Raw genomic sequence first — 24779 nt, forward strand, 5'->3', positions numbered from 1 at the left:
ACCATAAACCACGCCCACTGATGATTATGCCAGGAATGACAAGATCAAGACAAAAGCAAGTAAAACTGCGGCCCACAGCGCCATAAAGCCAATCGGCCAAGAGCGTGCCAATTGCCCCTCTGGGCCGTGAACAGCGTAAATGCGTGCCATTATTGCGTGCACCCGGCCTGCGAAAATCCCCCATAGGGCGTTCCACGTTGCGCGCGACGCACCACTGACCCACCCTAAAAATGCCCGGCCCGGCACCCGGTAGAACCAATCACTATCGAGATTCGTCGATGGTACTTCGGCAGGGTACCATTTGATCAGGATAAGTACCGCAAAGGCCAAGACCGCCCAGAGCAATAGCTGAAGCTGTTCAACAATGTGATAGGCCGTATAGGGATGGTAATTGGCGATCTGCTCCTGATCCGGCAACAGCGCATAGAGCGGGTCCGGATGGATACCGAGGCCAATACACATGACCGCAGCGATTCCCATGGCGATCATCATGCCCATCGGCGCATCTTTTGGCCGCTTACCGCTATCATGGGCAAAGAAGGTGAAATACGGGATCTTGATACCCGCATGTTCAAGAACGCCAGCAGAAGCAAAGAGCAGCGTCAGCCAGATCCAGAACAAATTCGCACCCGCCGCGCCATCAATGATGAGGCCTTTGGTGACAAAACCAAGCGTGCCCGGGAAGGCGGAAATCGACAACGCGCCGATAATACAAAGCCCCATGGTGATCGGCATTGTGCGGTAAAGGCCGCCCAGTTCCGTCGCTTTGGATGTGCCGGTCCGGTACATCGCCGCTCCGAGGGCCATGAACAACAGACCTTCGAAGATAATATTGCCGAATGCGTAGCCAACCGCGCCGTTAATCGCGCCAAGGCCAATGGCGCAAACCATAAAGCCGACCTGGTTGTTGATGGAATAGGTCAAAACCTTGCGCAGATCGTTTTCGATCAAGGCAAAGAAGATCGGGAAGATCGTCATCACTGCGCCGATATAAATCAGCTCATTCGTGCCGGGGAATGCCCGCGCCAGTGAATACACCGCCAGCTTGGTGGTGAAGATCGAAAGGATAATCGCGCCATTGATGGTCGATTTCGGATAGGAGTCCTGCACCCAGTTATGAAGAAGCGGGAACGCCGATTTGATCCCGAAGGCGAGGAACATGACCAAGGCCGAGAATTTCACAACGCCATTCGCATCGCGCAGACCGATGAAATCAAAGGCGAGCGAGCCCGTTTCGCGATAGGTCAGCACCACCCCGGCAAGCAACAAGACACCCGACAAGATCTGGATCGACAGATAGCGCATGCCTGAAAGATAGGTAACGCGCGTGCCCGGTGCCCAAACCAGAAAGACCGATGTGATCGCCGCCATCTCCCACCAGAAGAAGAGCGTGATCAAATCACCGGCGAGAACGCCCCCAAGCGCCGCCGCCGGATAGGCCAGCGTCGCAAAGTTCTGGGCACGGTCTTTTTGCCCCCACGCATAGATAATGTTTAGGGCCGCCGCGATGTGGAACACAATTGCGAAAAGCCGCGACATCGGATCAAGCCGCACTGTCGTCAATTGCTCGCCAAATAGCGAGATCGCGCCATATTCACCAAGGCCGAGCGTATAGAGCTTGATCGCCGACAGCGCGGTCGCGATCAGCAGCACCACACTGGCGAGATGGCGCGGAATCGCAAGGCACATCAGCCCGCCAACGGTCAGGATAACCGCAGGATTATCAGCAAACAGCGACATGAAACTACTCGCGTTCATCGTAATAACCCTCTTTGCGGCCTACGAGTTTGCGCAAATGCTGGCCGGCCATAACGATGAAAAAGAATGCGGCAAAGCCCCAAACCGCGAAGAACACGCCCCAGCTTTCGACTTCGAAATGCGGATGCGGGTTGTGCCAGGCACCGACAAATCCGGCGAGCGCCGCGCCGATACTCGACACGACGAGAACCCCAAGAAAGATGCGAATGAAGGTCGGATTGTCCGCCCAGCCGCCTTTGTCGTCTGAATGTTTATGGTCAGCCATTACTGCCCCCCGATCAACGGTAGGAGAAATTTATAAAGCGGGTCTGCAAAGAAGAAGAGGATGAACGCCCCGGTCGCCGTGAATAGCGGCGGCGCGATACAAAGGATCGGTGCTTCTTTGAGGGCACCCCATTGAATGCCGGCACCGCCCGCCCCTTGGGGTTTGGCGTCGCCTTCGGCGGGGTTCATGTAAAATGCCTGAACCGGAATCGATAACAGATAGATCACATTGAGGATCGACGAGATCATCAAGATCGCAATGATCGCGAGCTGTCCCGCATCGGCCGCGCCGAGCATCAAAAAGAATTTCGGCCATGAACCCGCCAGCGGCGGCAGACCGATAATCGACATCGCGCCAATAAAGAACGCACCAAACGTAAACGGCATCACCCGCCCAAGGCCGCGCATTTCAGAAATCAGCGTTTTGTGATGGGCCACATAGACGGCACCGGCACACATGAACAACGTCATCTTACCGAGTGCGTGCGCCGCGATCTGGGTCGCGCCGCCCATCACGCCCATGGACGTTGCGAGCATCGCCCCAAGCGTCACATAAGAAAGCTGGGATACGGTCGAATAGGCCAGCCGCGCTTTGAGATTGTCTTTATGCATCGCAATCGCCGAGGCGAGCAGGATCGACAAACCGGCAATCCACATAAAGGGGGTCGAGGCACCGGTATCCGCCAGAAAGTCGATACCGAAAATATAGATCACGATCTTAAGGACCGAGAACACACCGGCCTTCACGACCGCAACCGCATGAAGGAATGCAGAAACAGGCGTCGGCGCGACCATCGCGTTCGGCAACCATGGATGCGCCGGCATCAAGGCCGCTTTACCGATTCCGAAAACATAAAGCCCGAGAAGGACACCGGCAATCGGCCCAACCGCCTCGGCATGATCAGCGAAGATACCGCCGACCGCGAATTCGCTGGTGCCGGTAATCGCATAGGTCCAGACAATCGCCGGAAGCAACAGGCCGATAGAGGTCGCCATCAAGACGCCAAGATAAATCCGGCCGCCGCGCCGCGCATTGTCATCGCCTTTATGGGTGACCAATGGGAAGGTCGAAAGCGTCAGCACTTCATAAAAGATAAAGAGCGTGAACAGATTAGACGCAAAGGCAACGCCCATGGCCGCAGAAATCGCAACGGCGAAGGACATGTAAAAGCGGGTCTGATGTTTCTCATTGCCGCCGCGCATATAGCCGATGGAATAAACCGAATTGACCAGCCAAAGCCCCGAAGCAATCAGCGCAAACATCGCGCCTAACGGTTCGGCCTGAAATGAGATCGGCAGGCCGTCAATGACTTCAAAGAGTTCATAGCCGGGGCGTTGCCCCTCGCCGACGGCACCGAAAACAGTAATCACCAAGAGCAGCAAAAGACCGCCCGTGATCAAGGTCGCTGCTTCGCGCAGATTTGGCTGTTTATCGAGCAGCCAGATCAGAAGGCAGCCAACAACCGGCAAAGCCAAGGTTAGCGGAATAGCAAGACCGGGAGAAATCATGGCGCGCCTCCGGCCGTGAGCATAAGCGTTTCAGCAGCGCGGGTCGCCAGATCGCCCGTAAGGTCCGTACGCAGACCGAAATACACATTCGCCGCCACTAAAATCCACATCGGGATCAACATCGACAAAGGCGCATCCTTTTTCGGGATGACATAACGCCCCTCGGTCGCAGGTTCACGCAACAACATCATTTCAGCAATCCGGCCAACATAAACGAGCGCGATCAGCGAACTCGCCACGATCAAAAAGCCTGCATACCAATGGCCCGCAGAGAATGCGGCCTGTAGCAGGTACCATTTAGAAACAAATCCAACCGTCAGCGGCACACCGATCAGGGAAAGACCGCTGATCAAAAAGGCCCATGTAGTATAAGGCATGCGTTTCGACAGACCGGCAAAGGCCTGAATGGAATGAGATCCGGCGCGCAAAACCACACAGGCAACGGCCATGAACAACGCGCCCTTCATCAGCGCGTGATTGAACATATGGACCAATGTCGCGCTGACGCCTTCGACCGTCGCAAAGGAAATCCCGAGCAACATATAGCCGATCTGGGCAACCGATGAATAAGCGAGCATTCGTTTTACGTCGTCCTGAAAGACCGCAACGAAAGACGCGATAAACATCCCCGCAAGGCCGAGCGGCAACAACACATATTGGAAGGACGCCCCAAGGAAGGCGAAGTCGAAATTGAACACCGAGAAGAAGAAACGGATCAGAACATAGACCGCAACTTTGGTGGCCGTCGCCGCAACGAACGCCGACACCGCCGATGGCGCATAGGTATAAGCATTTGGCAGCCAGAGATGGATCGGGAACATCGCGAGTTTGAGCGCAACACCCACAAGGATGAAGGCAAAGCCCGCCTGCACCATCCGGTTATCAAGTCCCAATAGGCGCTCATGCAGATCGGCCATATTGAGCGTTCCGGTGGTCTGATACAAAAGACCAATCCCGATCACAAAGAACGTCGCGCCGATCGTCCCCATCACCAGATAGTTGAACGCAGCCGTCAAGGCGCGGCGATCACGACGGGCCCCCATGGCGATAAGCGCATAGGTCGAAAGCGATGAAATTTCGAGAAACACGAAGACGTTAAATGCGTCACCGGTAACCGTCACACCCAAAAGACCGGTCATGCAAATGAGAAGCGCACCATAAAATAACGGCGTCTGCTTTTCATCGACCTCGAGCTGGACCGAACGATAGGCAAAGGGGAAGGTAATCGCGGCGATCCCCGAGACCAGCAACAGCACCAGCGCATTGGCGAGATCAACGCGATATTCGATCCCGAGTGGCGGTGCCCAATCCCCAAGGAAATAGGAAATCATACCGCCATCGGCGACTTCGCTCAAAAGCCAAGCACTGGCCGCAAAGGTCAGCCAGCTGACCAATGTGGCCCAAGCCCAGGCGGGACGCCCCTTTGGCAAAAGCAATGTGATCGGTGCCATCGTCAATGGCACGATTACCGGCAATACGGGAAGTTGAGAAATCAAACTCATGCGGCGACCCCTTCGGTCTCGCCAAATTCAGCAATATCGTCAGCGGCCTCAAGCTCGTCCTCTTCGATCGTGCCATAGGCCTCGCGAATACGAACCGCGAGCGCAAGGCCCACAGCCGTTGTCGCAACGCCGACCACAATCGCTGTCAGGATCAAGACATGCGGCAGCGGGTTGGAATAAATAATCTCGGTCGCGTGATGCAGCCCATCCGCGCCCGCATGGCCCGCCTCGGCAACGCCGTGACCAGCGTCGGCACCATGCTCAGCCGCGATATCGAACCCTTGGCTTTGTGCATGTTTATCGGCCGATGACAGAACCTCATTCGAGATTTTCGCGCTATCCAGATGGTTCGGCGCGTCGTGCAATGTGTCTCCATGCGCTTCTGCTGGCGCTTGTTTTATTGCGTCTTTGAGCTCATTGGCGTGGGTGTTGTCGATCTTCGAATGAAGCGCAGCAGCACCCTCGCCGGTTTTTTCACTCATTTCATGAACGCTGGTTTCCGCGTCATGAATGGGCGTTTCCTCGTGGCCGCCACCATGGTCTAACTCGCCGCCGATATAAATCGGAGCCGTGCCGCCGGTGATCTTGCCGATGGTAATGTAGAAAATGAAAACAGATGTCTGGAACAGATTCAGACCCACAATCTTTTTGACCAGATTGCCGCGCGCAAACACCGTATAAAGACCGGTCATCATCAGGGTAATGACGATCCAGTAATTATAGCGTTCCAAAATAAAGAGGAGCCAATTATCCATTTGCGCTGCGCCTACCAATCTTCTTGGTCGATATCAGGCTCGCGGCCTGTGAACTGATAGAAAATTGTCAGCATGGTTGACGCAACGGTCACACCCACGCCCCACTCCACCAAAAGAATGCCGTAATGCTGACCGGCATGGTGGGTCGATTCCGGTACGATTGCGTCATACCCCAAAAGGTTTGCGCCCAGAAGCATGGTCGCAACGCCCGTCCCTGCATAGAAAAGAACACCGACCACCATGGCGATGACCAATGCCTTTTGCGGCAGAACCTTTTTGGTTTCATCAAGCCCATAAACGAAGGCATGAAGGATGAATGCGACCGCAAAGATCACACCGGCCTGAAAGCCGCCGCCGGGGCCGTAATCCCCATGAAACTGGACATAAAGCGCGAACAAAATGATCGGCGCAAATAATAGCTTTGTGGCTACACGAAGGATCAGGTGGTCCATTACTCATCCCCCTCCTTCTTGACGTCAGAAACCTCGCGGCCGCCGCGCACGGAGCCCGCGCCGAGCAAAAGCATCACCGCAACACCCGCCGTGAAAATCACCATGGTTTCGCCGAGCGTATCAAAGCCCCGATAGCTCGCCAGAACCGCCGTCACGATATTCGGTACCGCGATGTCATTCGGGGTTTGCTCGACATATTGCTGGCCTACGGCGTTATTGGCCGGTGCATTCGGATCACCAAAGGCCGGCATGTCGATGGTCGCGTACACAAGCGCCGCGCCCGCTGCAAAAACCACGGCCAGCGCAACAGGCGCACGACCCGGGGTCTTTGGTTTTTCGCGCCGCGCGGTCAACAACATCCCGCCCAGCATCAGAACCGTTGAAATACCGGCACCAACCGCCGCTTCGGTAAAGGCCACATCGACCGCATCAAGCGAGACGAAAAACGCCGCCGACAATAGTGAATAGATGCCCGACAACATGACAACCGCGAACAAATGCCGTGACCGGAGCATGCCAATCGCAACCAGCACCAGCATGGTCAAAAGCGCAAGATCGAGAAACACCGTTGAAGAAAGCCCGAGATCACTCATTGTCGTCTCCATCATAGCGGAGCTCACTGCCCTGTAGCGGCTTGAAGCCGACCATCCAGGCCGAATGGGCAATCGCATGGGTCGCCACCGGCGATGTCAAAAACAAAAAGACACCGATGAAAACGATCTTGACCGCAACAATCCATGTGGGTGCCTGCAAAAGCATGCCGATCAATATCAATTCCGCGCCGCCCGTATCGGTGACGCCAGCGGCATGGATCCGCGTATAAAAATCGGGAAACCGCACAAGGCCAATCGCGCCAGAAAGCACCGCAAGGCCGCCCACCAGGAAAAAGCCCCATGATGCAATGTCGAGGATCAACGCCCAATCGAGATTCATGCGTCGCCTCCCTTGGCTTCCGCTTTAGCGGGGTCTTTGCGGTAAGAGAAGAAACGCAAGATCGCCAATGTCGCGGTGAAATTGATCAGCGCATATAAAAGCGCGATGTCGAGAAAATCTGGACGGCCAGTCACAAAGCCCATCAGCCCCAGCAAAAGCACTGTTTTCGTACCAAAGGAGTTACCGGCCAAAATCCGGTCATAGAGCGACGGCCCGGCAAAAGCACGGACCAGCGCCAACACCATCGCGCCAATAATGGCGGCAATTGCGGTCGCAAACATCATTCTACGGCACCTTCGGTCCGGGCCACGCGATTGCCCATATCGGTAATCGCCGCCACGTCACATAGCTCTTCGGTCAGGCCATGGACCAGAATTTCGTTCTCGCGCAGATCGACCGAAACCGTACCCGGTGTCAGGGTAATCGAATTCGCAAAGGTCACTTTGCCAACGGTACTGCGCGGCGGATTGGGAACGGTGAAAAGCTTCGGCGAGAGTTTGGGCTCAACGGCTAAGGCCTGACGCATGACCATGAGATTGGCTTTGCCGATCTCGCCGCCCAGCCAGACCCAATAGGCCAAAATGCCGGGGAACAGGCTTGCAGGGACACTGTCATTATCAAGGACCGATGCCCGGCGCGCCAACCACGCAGCGAACAGAACTGACCCCGTCCCGAAGGTCAGCAATAGCGGGTGGTCGAAATAGCCTGACAACAGCAGCCATAATGCTGCGAGCGCCAGAACGAGGATTATAAAACGCCCCATCAGCCCTTTTCAGGAACCTCTCATCACCCTTGCCATTCTCGCGAATGGCGCTGCCGACTGAAAACGGGCCCGAGAAACCATTGGCCCGAAGACTCAAATGTCTCGTTACAATATCCGCATGGACAGGGTCGAGAGCAAAAAATGCCGCAACGACTCGAGACGACGGGAATTTCGCAGAATCTACGCAGAAATCAACGGGTTGAATGCCGAAAAGCGCGGCTTGGGTGAATCGTTTTCCCCGTACGCCCTATTTCGCGCGCGCCATCGGTCATTCGGTTACGCCCGGCGGAATTGTGCAGTGCAAAAACTAATCTGTACGGAATCCGAACTAGCGCTGTCGCCGGCTGCGGGCGCGCTTAATCATGCGCTCGGTTTCGCGCAGGATTTCAGGGTCATTATCATCCCGGGGCACACCATTGGCATCAAGATAACATTCAAGCGCCTCGATAATAATGCTCTGGCAAGACATCTCTAAATCCCGCGCAGCGATCCGAAGCCGGACCAAATCGAGCGATGGCATTTTAAGCGTCACAGTCGCTTTTCGATTTAAAAGATCACGATAAGGACCATTCGGCGTCGCCGGCTTGGTAGGCGCGCGCTTCATCACTGGCCGACCGGCTTGCACCCGTTGGCGGGGTGCCCGCGGCAGTGACCAGATATCGGGCACGTCGGTTTGTTGCGCAGGCTGCCCCGAATGAACCAATCGCACTGATTGCTGTTGCTCCGGCATCAGGCGCTCTTCGGTTTTTTCTTCATTATACGAAATATGTGCGGGCGCACTTTTGGCTGCCTGAACAGGCCGGATATCAATATCGACCCCTTCATGGGCGACGGCGTCAACGGCCGGCAGCGCCTCCCCCTTGCGGGCCAAAAGGCTCGACGTCAGCGACGCGAATCCGCCACCGGATGCATTTTGCGCATATGCTGTCATTGCGCCGCCCTGCGTCCGAAGATGCGGTTATGAGGGTTCGCAATGCCGCCCTGATCTTCTTGCGCACGATAGCCATTTTCCGCACGCTGAAGGCGTTCGTGAAGATATTTCCAAAGCGCAGAAACTTCCTGCGACGATTGGCAAAATGGATCGATTTCCATGACGGTTCGGCCATCAATCATCGAAGCCGCGAAATCAACCCGGTGATGCAAGGTCACGGGCGCGACCGTACCATGTTGCGACAACGCAACCGCCGCCTCGGCAGTAATCCGTGCACGGGGCGTTGCGCCATTCACCACAAAGATAAGCTGTTTACCGCGCGCTTCGGCGATATCAACCGTTGGGCCCACAGCGCGCAAATCATGCGGGCTGGGCCGGGTTGGCGCAACGACCAGATCGGCGAAACTGACCACCTCTGAAATCGCCCGCGTCACCGCAGGGGGCGTATCAATAACAACCAGTTTAAACCCTTCGGCCCGGGCGCTATCGAGATCATAAAACAGGTTTGAAAACACGGATTGAATAAAGGCAGGTGTCGGATCTTTCCGAACATTCCACCATTTCGCCAGCGACCCTTGCGGATCGGTGTCGATCAACGCAACTGGTCCCGCGCCTTGACGCTCCGCTTCGACCGCAATGTGCCCTGACAAAGTCGTTTTGCCCGATCCACCTTTTTGCGACGCGAAAACGATAACTCGCATCGATGACAGCATGCGCCCTCCCGAAAAATCACATTCCTTGTGACGATCGTGGTTATGGCACGGCGCGTATTAACACAGCGCGTTAAGCGAGATGAAAATTTTGTTTAAATTATCGGGAATAAAAAGAAACGCCGGCAGCAACCTAGATACGCAAGGTCGCCGCCAGCGCTGTAATCTGTATAGCCCAAACCTCTTAAATGAGACTTAAGAGAAGGATTTTACTTCGCCCAGTTCAAAGATATTCAGGTCGTCTGCGATCGTTGCCATCATGCGCGTGATATAGGCAATGCGTGGATTGGTATCCCAATCCCAATACCGCAGAACCGCACGGGCAAAGTCACGGGGCATTGAATCGAACACGCCCAACAAATGTTCTGCGTGTTTGATTGCTTCTTCGCCTTCCGCTGCGTCCGCAAGGAAATCGAAAAAGTCCCCACGCGGAACACCAAGGCTTTTGCACAGAACCGCAAATGGCTCGCCGCCGGCATCGCGCAAGATGCGGCCCGCAAGAACGCGGCTAACGCCGCCGATCATCGCCACAGCATCGATAATTTCTTCCGCCGGATATTTGCATGCCGCCGCCAAGGTCCGCTTGACCACATCCATTGATACCGGCTCGCCATTAACGCCGCGCGGGCGATGGCGACGCTCCGCAAGAATAAGAATATCCTTGACGATTTGATCATTGTCACCGCCGCGAAAGACACGTGGATAAAGATCCGCCAAGGCGTCTTGGATAATTGACCGATCAAGCGCAAAGCGCGTCAGAACGCGGCGGCGGCGCTCTGCGTCCACCCACCAAAACATAACAAAACCATGAGCCGGTTCGAGTTCCTGCCGGCGCAATAAAGGCCCTTGCAGTTCTTTATGAACGGCGCTCATCGCAACAAGTTTATTGACTGCGTTTGGCGACAATTCGCAGTCATCGCGCTTGAGCAATGCTCTGCACACGTCAATTTCATCAAAGCTCAAACAGGCATCGGCGACAGACGTCGTCACATTCAAGCGCTGGGCGATCATGACGCGATGGGCCGTCGTGCCTTCGCGGGCCGCTTCGATCAATAGTTCTTCAGGGAGGGACTCTGCGCCTTTCAAGATTTTTTCGGCAACCGCCGGCTCGTCGAGCATCAGCATGCGGACCAGTACCGGTGAACATTCCGAAACCCGCGCAACCCGTTGTGCAACTTCAATCCGAAGACTTTCTTCGACCTTGTCGAGCACCTGTAAAAGGATATCTGCAACCAGCGCGCGTTCATTGGACGATATTCTCGCCGTCGGCAGGACGACGATATCGGTCAATTTGCGCACCATGAGCGCCCGCACCGACGGCCCAGACGGGGCCAGCGGCGTAAGCATGGTTTCCACATCAATTGACGCCGTTGGCTCGGCTTCGGTTGTCGTTTCAAATTCGCTCATCGTCAGCGGTTCACCTGTTTCATTCCGAACCGTTGTAACCGGAACACCCTTAACGATGGATTTCATTTTTCACATAGGTTTTCCAAGACCTCATGGATTTGCGGTGTTAAGGTCTTAAAACGTAGCCAGGAAAGCCAAAAACCCGTGATTTTTTCCCTTTTCCGTCCCGCCAATTTCGCGCGCCCGACAAAATTGGTCGCGATTACCGCGATTTCCGCCCTTGGGCTGAGCGCATGCACCACAACCGCAGACATTCAGGCCCTTCGTGAAGCCCCGGGCTATCATTCCGGCTACGCCGATGGATGTTCGACTGCGACAGAAGAAGACAAAAGCTTTTCGACCGATAAAACCCGCGATGCCTATGCCTTTAAGAACGATGAGGCCTATCGGATGGGCTGGCGTCAGGGATATCTTGAATGTTCGCACACAACGCCAGTGCCCAGCGATGGCGGCCGAATTTTAGGCGAACGTAACGAATATTAATGCCGGGTAAATCCGGCAGCGGGCCCGGATGACCGGCCCCTGCCATTTTTGCAAAGAAAATAGAGAAACAAAAAAGGCGCTCCCTCGGGAGCGCCTTTTTCGTTGAACCGATGACCGGTCTTATTCCTCGTTGGCAGTAGCGTCTTCTTCTTCAGTCGCGTCTTCTGCCGGTGCACTCTCTGCTTCGTCATTTGCAGGTCCGGATGGTTTATTCCGGCTTGGCGGACCCGCTTCTTCGAGTGCTTTACACTCGTCCATGCGCGCCTGCTGTTCTTCGAGCTCTTCCGGTGTCGCTTCGCGGTTTTGAAGGTCGCGAATACGCTGGTCACGCTCGAAACGTGCCATATCATCCTTACACGCATCAAGGTTCTGTTGATATTCAAGCTTACGGCCATCCCAATACGCGTTCACAACCGCATCGATATAGGTGATCCAGTCGCTGGCGCGGCGGCGAGAGTTTGAATAACGCTGCGCATTGACAAAAGCCTGACGGGCGCTCGCCCAGATCCGTGTGTCTTCAGGACCCGCCTGCGAGAAGCGTGCAGTACCGAGCAGCAACCAAGCGTCGCCGGTGTCTTTTTGATCCATGCCGCCACGGTTGATCGCACTTTCAAGCGCGCGTTGTGACGCGGCATATTGTTCGTCCGCTAAGAGAACCATGCCGAGGCGATAGTATAGCTCACCATTGCTCGACTGGCCCGCCGCTTCGCGGAGGATCGGAATTGATTTCTTGTGCTCGCGCGCCTGGCTCCAGAGCTGCGAGAGAAGAATGAGGTTCTTCTGGTTCCGCTTGATGTTGTTCGCGTTCATTTCGCGCTCAAGCAGGACCGCACCACGATAAGGATTATCGAAGAATGAGTAATACTGAATGAGGGTCAAAAGCTCGTTCTCGGCCTTTACGAGACCAGCACGATAAGCAACCTCAAGAACCGAGAACGCATCCCGGTCTTTGCCCATGACTGAATAAGCGCCAGAAAGCTGCGTCCAGTAGCTACGTTCGTTTGGCCAGATATTGACCATCCGTTCGAGCAATGGCGTACGCTTGGCGTTGTCGTTCAGTTCTGAGTAAACGAGGTTCAAAAGGTCGAAATACCCTTTGCGCGGCTCGTCCATACCCGCAATCGCCTGCTCTGCAGGACGGACCGCCGCACGGAAATTAGGTGGCGAAATCTGCGTGTAAGCCGCAGCGAGTAGGTAATATGCGTTTGAATCAACAGCAACATTACAAGCCCGCGCATTGTTGATCCACTGATTAAGACCGGTGATCGCTGTCTGGTACCGTTCCATCTGGAAGTTCAACTGCGCGATAAAGTAACGAAGCTGATTGTTCCGTGCGGCTGGAAGACCGTTTGCGTTAAGCGCTGTCTGGAAGTCCTGAAGCGCACCACCAAAGTTTTCCATGTTCACTTTGACACTGCCGCGCAGTTCGTAAACCGTCGACTTGTCATAAGCCTTCATGGAATCGCCGCGATTAGCGATCAGATTGTTAAAACCAGCCAATGCTTCCGCATATTGCTCGTTCTGCATCAGCTCATAGATTTTTTGGATTTCGGCACCGACCCGAGGGTCAAGTGTTTTCGAGGCCCCGCCCTCTTCCGCGTCGCATTGCTGCGCAGCAGCCGGCAGCGGCGCGGTGCTCATCATCAACGCAGCTGTGAGCGACGCGACAGCCGAAAAACAAAACTTACGATAGTTCCCACGCATATTTATCATCCTGCCGTCTGTTGCCCCTTTAGGGCAGTTTCGAGCGTTAAGCCGGCGGAACGCCGCATTATAGTCAACCGGGCGGCCCGAATTACTGTTCCAATACGAATGTCACACTGGTTTGAACACCACGGCGCCATTCAGCTTTGTTATCAACAATCTTAGGCTGATACTTCCAGCGCTCAACCGACCGCATCGCAGCGCGATTAAGGCAGCTGTTGGTTGTATCAACCACTGTAATATTTGTGGTCTGACCATCCGGTGTCACGTCGAACTGAACCTGGACGGTCTCACTCGCATCCGCGCGGCTCATGCAACGCTCTGGATATTGTGGCGGGATACGAACCAGTGGCTGCGCATCACGGTCCGGGTTGAAGCCAGAACCAATATTCAGATTTGCTTCGATCGTAGGGATCTGAGCAGCAACACCATCAAGCGCCGGACGGTTTGAGGGGTCGTTCACAGCCGGTGGCGGTGGTGGTGGTGTATCGAGCGTCGGGCGTTTGAATTCCCGGTTTGCACTGGTCAAGTCAGTGTCGTCGATCTTCGCCGTGATGTCGATCTTCACCGCGGCCTTCTCATCCTGAAGACGAACTTCCTGCTTAATCATCGCAGCCATGAACAAGAACAGCGCACCAGTGACGAGAACCGAACCGGGTATGCCGAGAACCAATCTAACGAGCGATCCCATAATCTCTTTCCTTAAACGTCTTCCGTCGAAACGGCGACATCGGTGAGTCCAGTTGAGCGAATTTGATTGACCACTTCGACGAGAAGTCTCGTCTTGGCTTTCGCATCAGCCTGAACAACAGCAGTCCCCTTCGGGTTTTCACGACGCAACTGTTCGACCATTGTTTTCACAGCTTCGAGCGGAACCTGTTCTTTATTGATCCAGATCTCATCCCGGTCCGAAATCGCAACGATGATTGACGCTGCTTTACGCTCAGTCGCAGATTCTGCGAATGGACGTGTAACCTCAACACCCGGCTCCTTCACGAATGTGGACGTCACGATGAAGAAGATCAGCATGATGAACACGATGTCGAGAAGCGGTGTTACGTTGACGTCTTCGTCGTCACCGCCGCCGGACTGAGAGAAATTACGTCTCGCCATAATAATATCCGCCTACAAACCTTGTCGAATATGCGCGTGAGCGCGGGTCCGACCTATTGATTATCTTTCTGCAATGCCAACTGCACCGCACACCCACCACAGCCGCTCTGCGCCTGATCAAGCACCTCAACCGCAACACCGGATTCAGAGGTTGGTGCCGCACTGACGAGAACCACGCCTTCGGGCTCCCGTGCGATGAATTCCTGCACAACCGGCTTCACGGAACCTGGGTCAATCACACGCACATTGTTTACGCGGACAAAGCCATCTTCCTGAACCGCCAAAAGAAGTGCGGGTGGTGGAATGGTGTTTTCATCCTGCGGAGGGTTGTCCTCCGGCGTCCGGATGTCGATCCCTTTTTCGCGAAGAAACGTCGCCGTCACGATGAAGAAGATCAGCAGGATAAAGACGATGTCGAGAAGCGGTGTAATATTTACTTCTGCTTCATCGCCCGTATGTGTCGCTTTTTTTCTCATTGCGCTACTCGATCAACAGTTCATCGGAAATTTTGTGAGACGCTTTTTCAACGTTGCGGTCGAAAGCGTTGATGAAAATCAGGCCCGACAGAGACGCGACCAAGCCAGCCATCGTCGGGATCGTCGCTTTGGAAATACCCGCCGCCATGAGACGAGCATTTGACGAGCCGGTCACAGCCATAACGTCGAACACTTCGACCATGCCTGTCACAGTTCCAAGAAGACCGAGGAGCGGTGTGACCGCAACCAAGGCGCGGATCACATTGTTGAACCGCGAGGCCTCTTGAACGGCTTCGGAAATCAACCGGTCCCGAACCGCATGAGCATACCAGGATTTGTGGTCGCTCCGTGCGCTCCAGGCGCGCTGGGCCCGTTTGGCAACGCCGCCATGAGCACCAGACCAGTACATCAGTCGTTCGATTATCAGTGCCCACATAAAGAATGTGACGAACATGATGATCAGAAGGACGTTGCCGCCTGCGCCAAGGAAATCCATTAGCGCGTCATAGGCGATCGCCGGATTTAGTAACTCGAGCATTCTCGAGACCCCTTTCCCTAGTCGGGTGGAGGGACCGGGCTATTAAGCCCGGCCGCCTTCCGCATGCTCAGCAATGATGCCAGCGGCTTGTTCTTCAAGAATTTGCGTTACGCGCTTAGACGCACCTGACGCAAAGGCATGGAGAAGAAGAAGCGGGATCGCAGCAACAAGACCAAGCACCGTTGTAACAAGCGCTTCAGAGATACCAGACGCCATGATCTGTGGGTCGCCTGTACCGAAGAGCGTGATCGCCTGGAAGGTGTTGATCATACCGATAACCGTACCGAGAAGGCCGAGTAGCGGTGCAACAGCAGCGAGAACCTTGATGAGGTTGAGGCCACCTTCGAGCTTTGGAACCTCTTTGAGGATCGCATCGTCAAGCTTGAGCGCAACCGTTTCAACATCGTTGGTATTGGTGTTCTCGTAAGCGAGCATGACGCGGCCAAGTGGGTTCGATTTCGACGCTTTCTTGCGGCGGACCTGACCACGCACAGCACCGGCTGTCATTGTCAGTGTAACCCATTTGTAGATACCGAGGAGCGAACCAAGGATCGCAGCAACGATGATCACTTTACCAATGAAGCGGCCTTGATCGATACGCTCTTTAAGGGTCGGCGCAGAAACGCTGAGGTTAAGGAGCTGACCAAGCGCTGGGTCAATCGCGGCGCGGACAAAGCCTTCGCCAGATGCGTTTGCAACTTTAGAAGCCGCGCCCGTTACGTCGCCTGCTGGCTGACGTGCGAGGAACTTCAAGCTGCCTGTTTCGCTATCAAGGGTAAGATACTTGCCGTCGGAGAACGCAACGAATGGACCGATGCGTGTGACGTCAGCAGAAGCAGCCTCACCATTCGCCAAGCGGATTTCCGCTGGGAAGGTTGCTGTTTTGCCCTGCTCAGCCATTTGCTGGATCATGATTTCCCACAAATCGCGAAGCTGTTCTTCGGTTGGCAGTTTTTCTGTTTGTGCAAGCTCTGTCAGCGTCTGGCTACGGCCAGGGAACTGAGCAGAAATGATTGAGCCTTTGATCTGAGCGTTAAGGTCAGCAGCAGCCGTACGCGCCGCGCCGAAGAGCTCCTGGAATTCACCCTGCTTAGAAGCGAGTTCCTGATCGAGATCAGCAATCGTGTTTTTGTTTTCTTCCATCACCCCTTCGAGGCGTGTGGATTCGGCAGCAGCCGCAGTCACCTGCTGGCGCACCTGATTAAGAAGGGCTTGCTGCTGGTTCCGCTCAGCGAGGAAGCGCTGTTCACGCTCTCTGTTCTCGGCGCTGACTTCGCGGCGCTCAGCGCGGACCGCGCTAAGAACCTGATCGAGTGTCAACTGCTGGGCGTTGGCAGAGGCCATACCTGTTGAAAGATCCATGCTCACCGCGGTAACGCCGGCGATCAGGGAAAGAGATGCAAGTTTGAAGAATTTCATGACTTCATATTTCCTTTTAACCGATGCCACCAATTACTGCGCCGCGACCGGAGGCTTGACCGGTGCGAAGAAGATATCAGGCGCGGTTTGCTCTTTCGCCATACGCAGAGCGAATTTCACGTCCTGCAGATAGCTGCGGTTAAGATCGGTCCAGCCACCTTGTGCTGTGTCCCAAATCCGCATGGTTGAATCGTCTTCTGTTTTGAAGATAAGCGCGATCCGGCCAATCTGGAGGCACTCACCTGAGAGTGCTGCCTCGCCGTCACCGACGGTGCACTGATTGACGCCGATTGTGCGGCCTTTTTCGTTTTCGATCTGATAAGCCTCAACGATCAGGCGGTAACGCTGTGCCGCTGACATCTCTGGGTTATCAAGAACGCCTTCGAGACGGGCCGCGCGCGCTGAGCGATCCTCAATCTCGAAAGGAAGGTCAGCGTTCACAAGCTCACCAAAGCGTGTGACCATGTCTTCCATCAAAGGCTGCATTGCGCGCTGAAGACCTTCGACATTGACGATGTCTTCTTGGAGCTGAGCAATCTGACGCTCTTGCGCATCGATATTACGCGTCAATGACGCATTATAACGACGTGCTGCTTCGAGCTGTTTCAGATTTGCGCGATAGTCATTGAGCAGTGACGCAGTTTGATCGTCTAGCTGGTCAATACGCTGTTGTGACTTAGCAGTGTCACGCGCAGTCGCTTCACTTTCTTGCAGCGCGGGGCGGAACTGAGCCTCGGCTGGTGCGCTCAAGGCCGCCAGCACCATTGCCGCTGAACCCAAAATCGCTGTTCTCTTCATAATTGCCTCACCTACCGGAATATTGCGGCTAATTGAAACGGCACCATTGCCGCGGACCAATGGCGCGTCACTGCGCCGGTTTGAAACGCGTTGCCGCGCTTCGGAAATCTGTTGGTAAACATTCACCACCCCTGAACGTCCCCTGAATGGAATACAAGCCCTGAATGGAATACAAGCATTGATATATTTATCGACGAATTGCAACGGCGTTTTCCCACAAAGGGCAACACCGCTGGACCAATTGATCTGTCCTGCACTTTTAGTCGCAAGATTTTTAACACCCTATACCAAACGGCGCACGATAATCGCGCGCCAATCCACACCCCGTTAGTTTGTAACAACACTCGACCGCCCTTGCAATCGTTGAATCACGCCATTTTCGAAACAATTTTGTTTTTTTGAAAAATTTGTACGGATAGTGAAACAAAGATCCCCAAGTTTTCCCAAACATCGTGCACAGCATAAAAAATCGATGAAACTGAGCCGTTTCATGACGCTGTTTTTCATTAACTAAAATGATGACTGATTCTGAAGTCTGATTCTTTTGGGTGATGGCTGGGGCGCCAGGATTCGAACCTGGGAATGTCGATACCAAAAACCGATGCCTTACCACTTGGCGACGCCCCATCACCGCCGGACAAAGTGCGCCCGACAAGAGGAAGCGGCGAGATAGCGCTTTCGGCTCGCGGTTGCAATGGGGTTTTGCGCGAAAATATGACGAATTTTGCCGCGCCTTATATCGCGCCTTATATAATGTACGCCAAATCGCCGTTCTGCCGCGCCGGATAAGCTGATATCAACCGGATACAACCGGGCAAGCGTCGCCGTTCGCCAAGCCGCCCCCGATCACGATTGCACCCCCTTTTGGGGCGCGATATATAGACGGCCCCGTCAAGGCCGGTCATGAACCGGATCGCCGCGGCAAAGATTTCGGAGTGTAGCTCAGCCTGGTAGAGCACTGTCTTCGGGAGGCAGGGGCCGGAAGTTCGAATCTTCTCACTCCGACCAGCGATGTTTTCTATTGAAATGAAATCGCGAGACGCCATCGTATCAACGTCGAGCGGCATTTATTTTTAATAGTTGCCGAAGGCAATTTTGATCAGGCCATAACTCAACTTTTTTTGGCAAACAAAGCTTTTTCCCATCATAGGCCTGATAGAGCAAATCATTTTTCAAATTCGCTGCGACAGAACATTTGTACGTGTCAGGATTTATTTCGATAAGACCAAGATCGAAAAGGGAGTGAATATCTGCTCGTAGAAGAATTCCGTTCTGGACACGATTAGATGCAAGCCCCCTATGCGGAAGAATATGTGCGGCTTCGAGCACATCGACCACCCGGCAGCCGGAAATGGCGCAGGTACCGTTATAGGCGGATAATAATTCTTCTCGAAATCTTCCCTGCCCTTGACGACGGTACACTTCTAAAAGTGACTTCTCCCGCGCATCGTAAAGAATTTTTTCCACGTCTATGCCAATGCGCGGCTGTGGTATTTGCTCTACCCCTGCGAGCGAAACTGGTCCTTCAACAATAAAGTAATCCCCGACCATCCCAGTTACAACGCCAAGACCAAACACAAGGTATGTGCTGGGGTTCTTTGAAACTTGCTGAAGAACGCCTATCGGAACGCCATCATCTCGACATTTAATTACTCCAGCATTTGTACCATAACGCTTGGGGTTTGATTGATTGGCACGTATTTCAATATGATAGAGTAGACGCCAAGTCCCGTCATAGAAAACATCCGGACCGTCACCATAACGCTCACCATAGGAAATTCTCAAACTTGTCGAATACTCGAAGCCCTTCGGCCGACAAATTCCTTTCGCTTTGTTCGCGATATAAATATTGCTTTTTTCGCCTATCGGTCCAGGCCATTTATCTAATTTTTGCCCTTGATGATTTTCGAACCATTCAAGCAAATTGAGATGGTCATGAGTTAGCTCTGCAATTTCCGGCACATTCCCTCCACACCGCTATATCCAAAAACCTTCGCATTGTGGCGAAGCGGCAATCTAGCGGTTTTGACCTTTCAGAAACCAATTACCGCACATCAAGCAGGGATATATCCTCAGGAAATTCATCATAATGCGGAGCATTATCGGGAACGACTTCCCACGGTGCTTTTGAGCCCACAAAAATATGCGCTTTAATGTCGATGCCCGCGTCATCATTCAGGCACCCAAGCGTGACGCCATGCACCCGCCCTTCGACAATGCCGCACAGGGTTGATCCGCACCGGCCACAAAATTGCTTACCGGTTGTGCCGCCCGCCGGATAGGTCACCAAAAGATCTTCGCCCGCGATCCATGAAAATTGATCCGCATCCACACGAGCATACGAATTAGCCTGCGCGCTAAAGGCTTTGCGGCAGCGCGAGCAATGACATTGCCGCGCGCCATAAACATCGCCGTCAATTCGGTATTTCACTCCACCGCAGAAACATTCACCGGTTCTTGTCATTCCTCCCCCCTTTCAAAAAAAGGACCCCGCAGGGCCCTTTTCTAAACCACTTAATTCCGATTACGGAATTATGCGTTACGTCGGCGCATAAAGCGACCCAAAAACCCTAGACCGCCCAAAAGCAAAAGCCCGGATGCCGGTAAAGGTGTTTCTAGCACAGGGTCGGTCGTACCGCCCGTGTTCGCATCACTGCCAAAGGTCGAGAACTGATCGAACCCGCCAACATAAAATCTGGTGCGGTTCGCGCTTGGAACAAAATAGCGGTAATCGGTCGCCATTTGAGTCGTTGCATTCGCAAAGAATTCGACCAACGCGGCCTCGGTCAGCGGTACACTTGGCGTGGCCTCGCCCGGCATTGTTGCGAACAACAACGACATGACTTGTAGGTCAACATTAAGCGGAATATTGTCATCAGCACTAAGAATGAACTCAACCCGCACCCCTTGGGACTGTGGCTGGCCGTAAGCTGAACGGCTCGAAGAACTGAAGGTCGAGATCGATACGGAGTCGAACGCGCCTTCATAGCCGTTGATCGTGTAGCTGGCACCCGTAATGCCGGTGTCGTCATACTCCAATTCAACCAAAAGCGGTGAACCCGCTCCACGTGTCCCGTCGTCGAATTGCGACGAAACGCGATAGGTTGTTTCAATTCCAACTGTCGCTGCACTTGCGGAAGAGAATAACGCGCAAAAAGACGCAGCCGCCATCATGCCGGCGGCGGCAAATATCTTAGAGAATTTCATTGTGTCCCCACACTCATACTAAAGCGGGTAAATATAACCCGCCAATTTCACCATTACCTGTCCCCGCGCCAAGACGCCCGAAAACAGAAGAGGCCAAGCGAAATTTACGCCTGACCGTTTCTACACATGCTGCCGAAACAGCACCTCCCCCAAAGAGGGTGAAATGTATAGAAATGCTTTAGAAATTTTTTACTATCACCAACTAGAAACTCTGTACAAGTCCTAAAGTCGATATCAGCGAAAAAAAATCATAGTTAAATTAGGCGCTTAGCTTTTCCGGATCGAGCCGTGGCAACACGCCCGCCGTTACGCTATCCGTAACAGAAACCGCTTCGGTGAGGTAATTATCCGCGTAAAAATGCGCGATGGCGATTTTCGCTTCATAATAATCGCGGTCCTCGCCTTCATTGATGTAAAGCGCCGCAGCCTTGGCCCCGCGCGCGAGGTAATAGCCGCCAGCCACATTTCCGAATTGCTTGAGATATGGCGTTGCGCCCGCAAGCACCGCCGCCTGATCTTTACCGGCAGCGTCGAGCAACCATTCGGTAGACGCGGTCAGTGCATCCGCCGCCGCGAGAAGCCGCGCACCGATATGGGTCAGGTCATCGCGGTTCGCCGCTTCTAACAGTTTTGCTTCTGACCGGACTTCAGCAATGAAATCTTTTACGGCCGCGCCGCCATCGCCCTGTAGCTTGCGGCCCACAAGGTCAATGGCCTGAATGCCGTTAGTGCCTTCATAGATCGCCGCGATACGCGCATCGCGCATATGCTGGGCCGCGCCGGTTTCCTCGATATAGCCCATGCCGCCATGCACCTGCACGCCGATCGACGTGACTTCATTGGCGCGGTCGGTTGACCACGCTTTTGAAATTGGCGTCAGCAGGCCCTCCAAGGCTTTTGCTTTTTGGCGGGTTTCTTCGTCGGGCGATGAATGCGCGAGGTCATAAGCCACCGCATTCGCATAACAGATCGCGCGCGAGGCATCGGTCAGCGCTTTCATGGAATAGACCATGCGTTGAACATCGGGATGCTCGTAAATCGCAATCATCTCGCCTGATTTGACACCCGGTGCCCGACCCTGTTTGCGATCCTGTGCATAGGCCAGCGCCCGTTGATAACCGCGCTCTGCGATGCCGACGCCCTGCATGCCCACATCGAGCCTTGCCGAGTTCATCATCACAAACATATTGCGCAGGCCCTTATTCTCTTCGCCGAGCAAGGTGCCAATGCAATCGCCATTATCACCAAAGGCCATGACGCAGGTCGGGCTGCCATGCAGACCCATTTTTTCTTCTAGCTTGATACAATGCGCATCATTGCGCGCACCCAGCGAGCCATCTTCGTTGACGTGAAATTTCGGGACGAGGAACATCGAAATACCGGCCGTCCCCTCGGGCGCATCGGGAAGCCGCGCGAGCACGAGGTGAATGACATTGTCTGTCATGTCGTGATCGCCATAGGTGATGAAAATTTTCTGGCCCGAGATCTTGTAGGTGCCGTCGCCGACCGGTTCGGCCTTTGCGCGCACCGCCGACAAATCCGACCCGGCCGAGGGCTCCGTCAGGTTCATCGTACCGGTCCATTCGCCGGTCACCATTTTTTCGAGATAGAGCTTTTTCTGTTCGTCGGTCGCGGCATGAAGAATCGCTTTGACCGCACCGGTGGTCAGGGTCGTGCCGATCGCGAATGACATACAGGCCGCGTTGAGCGCATCAACCAGCGCCACCGCCAATGTCGATGGCAGGCCTTGTCCGCCAAATTCCTCCGGGAAGGCCAGCGACGACCAGCCGCCTTCGACATATTGCTGATAGGCTTCTTTATAGCCGGGGCTGGTGCGGACGACACCATTCTCAAGGACGGCCCCTTCGCGGTCACTGACCTCGTTGAGGGGCGCAATGACCTGATCGCAGAACTTACCCATTTCTTCGAGAATGGCAGCGACGAGATCTTCTGACAGTTCGGGATAGGCCCCGGTTTTTTCCAGCACCCCAAATCCTGCGGCATGATCAAGTAGGAAACGCATATCGCGAATGGGGGTCTGAAATGTCATCTCTTAGCTCCTTTTTGACGCTTTATGCCGGATTACGCCGCACTTGCGAAGATGAAATAGCAGACGCCAGTGACGCATCTCAAAATTCCTGCGCGTCCCGATTTGGGACAGCCGGCTGGGCGCTACTCCAGCTTCGACATCACCTTAAAAACGGCCCTAGATTAACTCTCAGCAATATTACCTAAATTACCGTTCTGTAAGAGTTTTTCTCATTTCGCTCTCGAAGTTTCACGTCGGCGTGAAACGGGCACATTTCGTCGAAATCCCGATTGAAAAAAATCACGGCGATAGGCATCTCGGCGTGACCGGGGCGGAGTGGTCCGCCCGTAAAGTAGAGAAACCCAATGCGTAAAATAATGATTGCAGCCGCTATGATCGGCGCAACCGCGGCAGGCTCCGCACAAGCAGAAACCTATGGTAAAATTTTCGGCGGTGCCATCTACGGTAGCGACCACGATTTCACCCTCGACATCCCCGGCACGGGTACAAGCGCTGGCGAATATGACACCGATACAGGCTTCGTCGTCGGCGGTGCCTATGGTTATAACCTGAACAAATTCTTCAGCGTCGAAGGTGAAATCGCCTATCGCACAAACGAAGTCGAAAGCGGAACGATTGGCGGCATCACCCTTGATGGCGATGACGACATCAATTCTCTCAGCTTCATGGGCAACGCAATTTTCAACGCGCCTAGCTATGCCGGCTTTACACCTTATGTCGGTGCCGGTGCCGGTGCTGCCCGGATTGGCGGTGCGGGCGAACATGACACCGTGTTTGCCTATCAGGCCTTTGGCGGCGTCAAGAAGAACCTTACTGAGAAAATCGATGCCGGTATCGAATATCGTTATTTCGATGCAGACACCGCTACGCTTACGGACGCGGGTGCTAGCCTGGCGACCGAATATGACTCGCACAGCCTGAACCTTGTGCTGTCACGTAGCTTCTAAATCGTCAGCTGATCCCTCCTCCACGAAAGGGCGCAATGTTTCATTGCGCCCTTTTTTGATACAAGACGAATGGCGCACAGGGTGTTATATGCGCGTCATGATTTCAACGCGCTCAAAAGAATTTACCGCTGCTTCTGACATTATCCTTCGCGGCGGGCTTGTGGCTTTGCCGACGGAAACTGTTTACGGCCTTGCGGCGGACGCAACCAATGACCGCGCCGTTGCCCGCATTTTCGAGGCCAAAGGCCGCCCACAATTCAATCCGCTGATTATTCATGTGGCGTCGATGGACATGGTCGCGCAACACGCGATCATCAGCCCGCTGGCACAAAAACTGGCCGATGCGTTCTGGCCGGGACCGCTGACCATGGTCCTGCCGCGCCGCGCCGAAAGCCCGGTGTCTTTATTGGTCAGCGCGGGGCTTGATACGATTGCAGTGCGCATGCCGAAGCATGAACTGGCGCGCGATCTCATCAAAAAGGTCGGACGCCCCCTCGCCGCGCCAAGCGCGAACCGATCAGGCTCGATTAGTCCGACCACGGCAGATCATGTAAAAACATCCCTCGGCGACAAGGTTGATTTTATCCTTGATGGCGGGCCGTGCTCGATTGGCCTTGAATCGACAATTGTCCTCGTGGCCGGGAAATCAGTTTCCCTGTTGCGGCCCGGCGGAATTGATCGCACGGCGATTGAAAAAGCCATCGGCAAACCGCTGGTCGCGCCGCAACAGGCCGATATGCCGCTAGCCCCGGGCATGCTGAAAAGCCATTACGCACCGCGTGTTGAATTGCGGCTTAATCAATCTGCCCCAAAAGACGGTGAAGCCTTTCTCGGGTTCGGCCCAACAAACGCCAATGGGCCTTATGCCCTTAACCTGTCTGAAAGCGGTGATTTGAACGAGGCCGCAGCGAATTTGTTCGCCTATCTTCGCCAGCTTGATGCGCTCTGTGCAGAACACGGACTAAGCGCCATTGCCGCTGCGCCTATCCCCGTCACCGGCCTTGGCGAAGCAATCAATGACCGCCTCTCCCGCGCCGCCGCCCCGCGCGAATAACGCGTT

27 protein-coding genes and 2 tRNA genes are annotated in these 24779 nt (G+C 54.4%); 4 read left to right on the forward strand and 25 right to left on the reverse strand.

Going from position 1 to position 24779, the window contains the following annotated elements:
- Window positions 1-24: 24 nt before the first annotated feature.
- The 13 genes from ABFZ83_RS09030 to ABFZ83_RS09090 form a co-directional block, all read right to left on the reverse strand.
- Window positions 25-1758 (reverse strand): Na(+)/H(+) antiporter subunit D, encoded by a 1734-nt coding sequence (locus ABFZ83_RS09030; RefSeq protein ID WP_411816224.1) that lies wholly within the window; start codon window positions 1756-1758, stop codon window positions 25-27.
- Window positions 1745-2023 carry a hypothetical protein gene (locus ABFZ83_RS09035; protein WP_411816225.1) on the reverse strand — a complete coding sequence of 93 codons (279 nt, stop codon included), beginning with the start codon at window positions 2021-2023 and terminating at the stop codon, window positions 1745-1747. Before ABFZ83_RS09035 ends, ABFZ83_RS09030 begins: the two co-directional genes overlap by 14 nt.
- Window positions 2023-3531: a monovalent cation/H+ antiporter subunit D family protein gene (locus tag ABFZ83_RS09040; RefSeq protein WP_411816226.1), complete on the reverse strand. Its 1509-nt coding sequence runs from the start codon at window positions 3529-3531 to the stop codon at window positions 2023-2025. Before ABFZ83_RS09040 ends, ABFZ83_RS09035 begins: the two co-directional genes overlap by 1 nt.
- Complete coding sequence (locus ABFZ83_RS09045; RefSeq protein WP_411816227.1) at window positions 3528-5033, reverse strand: monovalent cation/H+ antiporter subunit D family protein; 1506 nt, start codon at window positions 5031-5033, stop codon at window positions 3528-3530. The genes ABFZ83_RS09040 and ABFZ83_RS09045 overlap by 4 nt, the downstream gene beginning before the upstream one ends.
- Window positions 5030-5788, reverse strand: a complete 759-nt coding sequence (locus tag ABFZ83_RS09050) for a sodium:proton antiporter (RefSeq protein ID WP_411816228.1) — start codon at window positions 5786-5788, stop codon at window positions 5030-5032. Before ABFZ83_RS09050 ends, ABFZ83_RS09045 begins: the two co-directional genes overlap by 4 nt.
- Window positions 5789-5799: 11 nt before the next feature.
- Window positions 5800-6240 carry a Na(+)/H(+) antiporter subunit B gene (locus tag ABFZ83_RS09055; protein WP_411816229.1) on the reverse strand — a complete coding sequence of 147 codons (441 nt, stop codon included), beginning with the start codon at window positions 6238-6240 and terminating at the stop codon, window positions 5800-5802.
- On the reverse strand, window positions 6240-6848 hold the full coding sequence (locus ABFZ83_RS09060) for a DUF4040 domain-containing protein (protein ID WP_411816230.1): 609 nt from the start codon (window positions 6846-6848) through the stop codon (window positions 6240-6242). The genes ABFZ83_RS09055 and ABFZ83_RS09060 overlap by 1 nt, the downstream gene beginning before the upstream one ends.
- On the reverse strand, window positions 6826-7173 hold the full coding sequence (gene mnhG, locus ABFZ83_RS09065; protein ID WP_411816231.1) for a monovalent cation/H(+) antiporter subunit G: 348 nt from the start codon (window positions 7171-7173) through the stop codon (window positions 6826-6828). Before mnhG ends, ABFZ83_RS09060 begins: the two co-directional genes overlap by 23 nt.
- Window positions 7170-7454 (reverse strand): monovalent cation/H+ antiporter complex subunit F, encoded by a 285-nt coding sequence (locus ABFZ83_RS09070; RefSeq protein WP_411818818.1) that lies wholly within the window; start codon window positions 7452-7454, stop codon window positions 7170-7172. Before ABFZ83_RS09070 ends, mnhG begins: the two co-directional genes overlap by 4 nt.
- Window positions 7454-7936: a Na+/H+ antiporter subunit E gene (locus tag ABFZ83_RS09075; protein ID WP_411816232.1), complete on the reverse strand. Its 483-nt coding sequence runs from the start codon at window positions 7934-7936 to the stop codon at window positions 7454-7456. Before ABFZ83_RS09075 ends, ABFZ83_RS09070 begins: the two co-directional genes overlap by 1 nt.
- A gap of 328 nt (window positions 7937-8264) precedes the next feature.
- Window positions 8265-8867: a hypothetical protein gene (locus ABFZ83_RS09080; protein WP_411816233.1), complete on the reverse strand. Its 603-nt coding sequence runs from the start codon at window positions 8865-8867 to the stop codon at window positions 8265-8267.
- Window positions 8864-9568 carry an AAA family ATPase gene (locus ABFZ83_RS09085; RefSeq protein WP_411818819.1) on the reverse strand — a complete coding sequence of 235 codons (705 nt, stop codon included), beginning with the start codon at window positions 9566-9568 and terminating at the stop codon, window positions 8864-8866. The genes ABFZ83_RS09080 and ABFZ83_RS09085 overlap by 4 nt, the downstream gene beginning before the upstream one ends.
- A 204-nt stretch (window positions 9569-9772) precedes the next feature.
- The gene (locus ABFZ83_RS09090; protein WP_411816234.1) at window positions 9773-11050 is read right to left on the reverse strand and encodes a DUF2336 domain-containing protein; all 1278 of its coding nucleotides are present in this window, start codon (window positions 11048-11050) and stop codon (window positions 9773-9775) included.
- Between the two features lie 78 nt (window positions 11051-11128).
- Here ABFZ83_RS09090 and ABFZ83_RS09095 point away from each other — a divergent pair, with 78 nt between their 5' ends.
- Complete coding sequence (locus ABFZ83_RS09095) at window positions 11129-11467, forward strand: hypothetical protein (protein ID WP_411816235.1); 339 nt, start codon at window positions 11129-11131, stop codon at window positions 11465-11467.
- Between the two features lie 120 nt (window positions 11468-11587).
- Here ABFZ83_RS09095 and ABFZ83_RS09100 read toward each other — a convergent pair whose 3' ends face one another.
- The 8 genes from ABFZ83_RS09100 to ABFZ83_RS09135 all read right to left on the reverse strand — a co-directional run bounded on the left by ABFZ83_RS09100 (window position 11588) and on the right by ABFZ83_RS09135 (window position 18142).
- Window positions 11588-13171, reverse strand: coding sequence for a tetratricopeptide repeat protein (locus tag ABFZ83_RS09100; RefSeq protein WP_411816236.1), 1584 nt, complete (start codon window positions 13169-13171; stop codon window positions 11588-11590).
- Window positions 13172-13262: 91 nt separating this feature from the next.
- Window positions 13263-13862, reverse strand: coding sequence for an energy transducer TonB (locus ABFZ83_RS09105; RefSeq protein WP_411816237.1), 600 nt, complete (start codon window positions 13860-13862; stop codon window positions 13263-13265).
- An 11-nt stretch (window positions 13863-13873) separates the two neighbouring features.
- On the reverse strand, window positions 13874-14284 hold the full coding sequence (locus ABFZ83_RS09110) for an ExbD/TolR family protein (RefSeq protein WP_411816238.1): 411 nt from the start codon (window positions 14282-14284) through the stop codon (window positions 13874-13876).
- A 53-nt stretch (window positions 14285-14337) separates the two neighbouring features.
- Window positions 14338-14760 (reverse strand): ExbD/TolR family protein, encoded by a 423-nt coding sequence (locus tag ABFZ83_RS09115; protein WP_411816239.1) that lies wholly within the window; start codon window positions 14758-14760, stop codon window positions 14338-14340.
- 4 nt (window positions 14761-14764) lie between these two features.
- Complete coding sequence (locus ABFZ83_RS09120) at window positions 14765-15298, reverse strand: MotA/TolQ/ExbB proton channel family protein (RefSeq protein ID WP_411816240.1); 534 nt, start codon at window positions 15296-15298, stop codon at window positions 14765-14767.
- Between the two features lie 42 nt (window positions 15299-15340).
- A complete protein-coding gene (locus ABFZ83_RS09125; RefSeq protein WP_411816241.1) occupies window positions 15341-16717 on the reverse strand; it encodes a MotA/TolQ/ExbB proton channel family protein in 1377 nt (458 codons plus the stop codon).
- 33 nt (window positions 16718-16750) lie between these two features.
- Window positions 16751-17719 (reverse strand): DUF3450 domain-containing protein, encoded by a 969-nt coding sequence (locus ABFZ83_RS09130; RefSeq protein WP_411816242.1) that lies wholly within the window; start codon window positions 17717-17719, stop codon window positions 16751-16753.
- 348 nt (window positions 17720-18067) lie between these two features.
- Window positions 18068-18142: transfer RNA gene (locus ABFZ83_RS09135), tRNA-Gln, on the reverse strand.
- Between the two features lie 304 nt (window positions 18143-18446).
- On the opposite strand from ABFZ83_RS09135, the gene ABFZ83_RS09140 reads away from it, so the two are divergent.
- Window positions 18447-18523: transfer RNA gene (locus ABFZ83_RS09140), tRNA-Pro, on the forward strand.
- A gap of 42 nt (window positions 18524-18565) precedes the next feature.
- Here ABFZ83_RS09140 and ABFZ83_RS09145 read toward each other — a convergent pair.
- The 4 genes from ABFZ83_RS09145 to ABFZ83_RS09160 all read right to left on the reverse strand — a co-directional run bounded on the left by ABFZ83_RS09145 (window position 18566) and on the right by ABFZ83_RS09160 (window position 22772).
- The gene (locus ABFZ83_RS09145; protein ID WP_411816243.1) at window positions 18566-19477 is read right to left on the reverse strand and encodes an HNH endonuclease; all 912 of its coding nucleotides are present in this window, start codon (window positions 19475-19477) and stop codon (window positions 18566-18568) included.
- A gap of 82 nt (window positions 19478-19559) precedes the next feature.
- Window positions 19560-19979, reverse strand: coding sequence for a GFA family protein (locus ABFZ83_RS09150; protein ID WP_411816244.1), 420 nt, complete (start codon window positions 19977-19979; stop codon window positions 19560-19562).
- A gap of 68 nt (window positions 19980-20047) precedes the next feature.
- Window positions 20048-20722 (reverse strand): hypothetical protein, encoded by a 675-nt coding sequence (locus tag ABFZ83_RS09155; protein ID WP_411816245.1) that lies wholly within the window; start codon window positions 20720-20722, stop codon window positions 20048-20050.
- A gap of 259 nt (window positions 20723-20981) precedes the next feature.
- The gene (locus ABFZ83_RS09160; protein WP_411816246.1) at window positions 20982-22772 is read right to left on the reverse strand and encodes an acyl-CoA dehydrogenase; all 1791 of its coding nucleotides are present in this window, start codon (window positions 22770-22772) and stop codon (window positions 20982-20984) included.
- A 344-nt stretch (window positions 22773-23116) separates the two neighbouring features.
- Here ABFZ83_RS09160 and ABFZ83_RS09165 point away from each other — a divergent pair, with 344 nt between their 5' ends.
- Window positions 23117-23719: an outer membrane protein gene (locus tag ABFZ83_RS09165; protein WP_411816247.1), complete on the forward strand. Its 603-nt coding sequence runs from the start codon at window positions 23117-23119 to the stop codon at window positions 23717-23719.
- An 88-nt stretch (window positions 23720-23807) separates the two neighbouring features.
- Window positions 23808-24773, forward strand: a complete 966-nt coding sequence (locus ABFZ83_RS09170) for an L-threonylcarbamoyladenylate synthase (protein ID WP_411816248.1) — start codon at window positions 23808-23810, stop codon at window positions 24771-24773.
- Window positions 24774-24779: the final 6 nt, after the last annotated feature.

Origin of the sequence: Hyphococcus formosus, assembly GCF_046736345.1 — a bacterium.
Classification (GTDB): Bacteria; Pseudomonadota; Alphaproteobacteria; order Caulobacterales; family Parvularculaceae; genus Hyphococcus; species Hyphococcus formosus.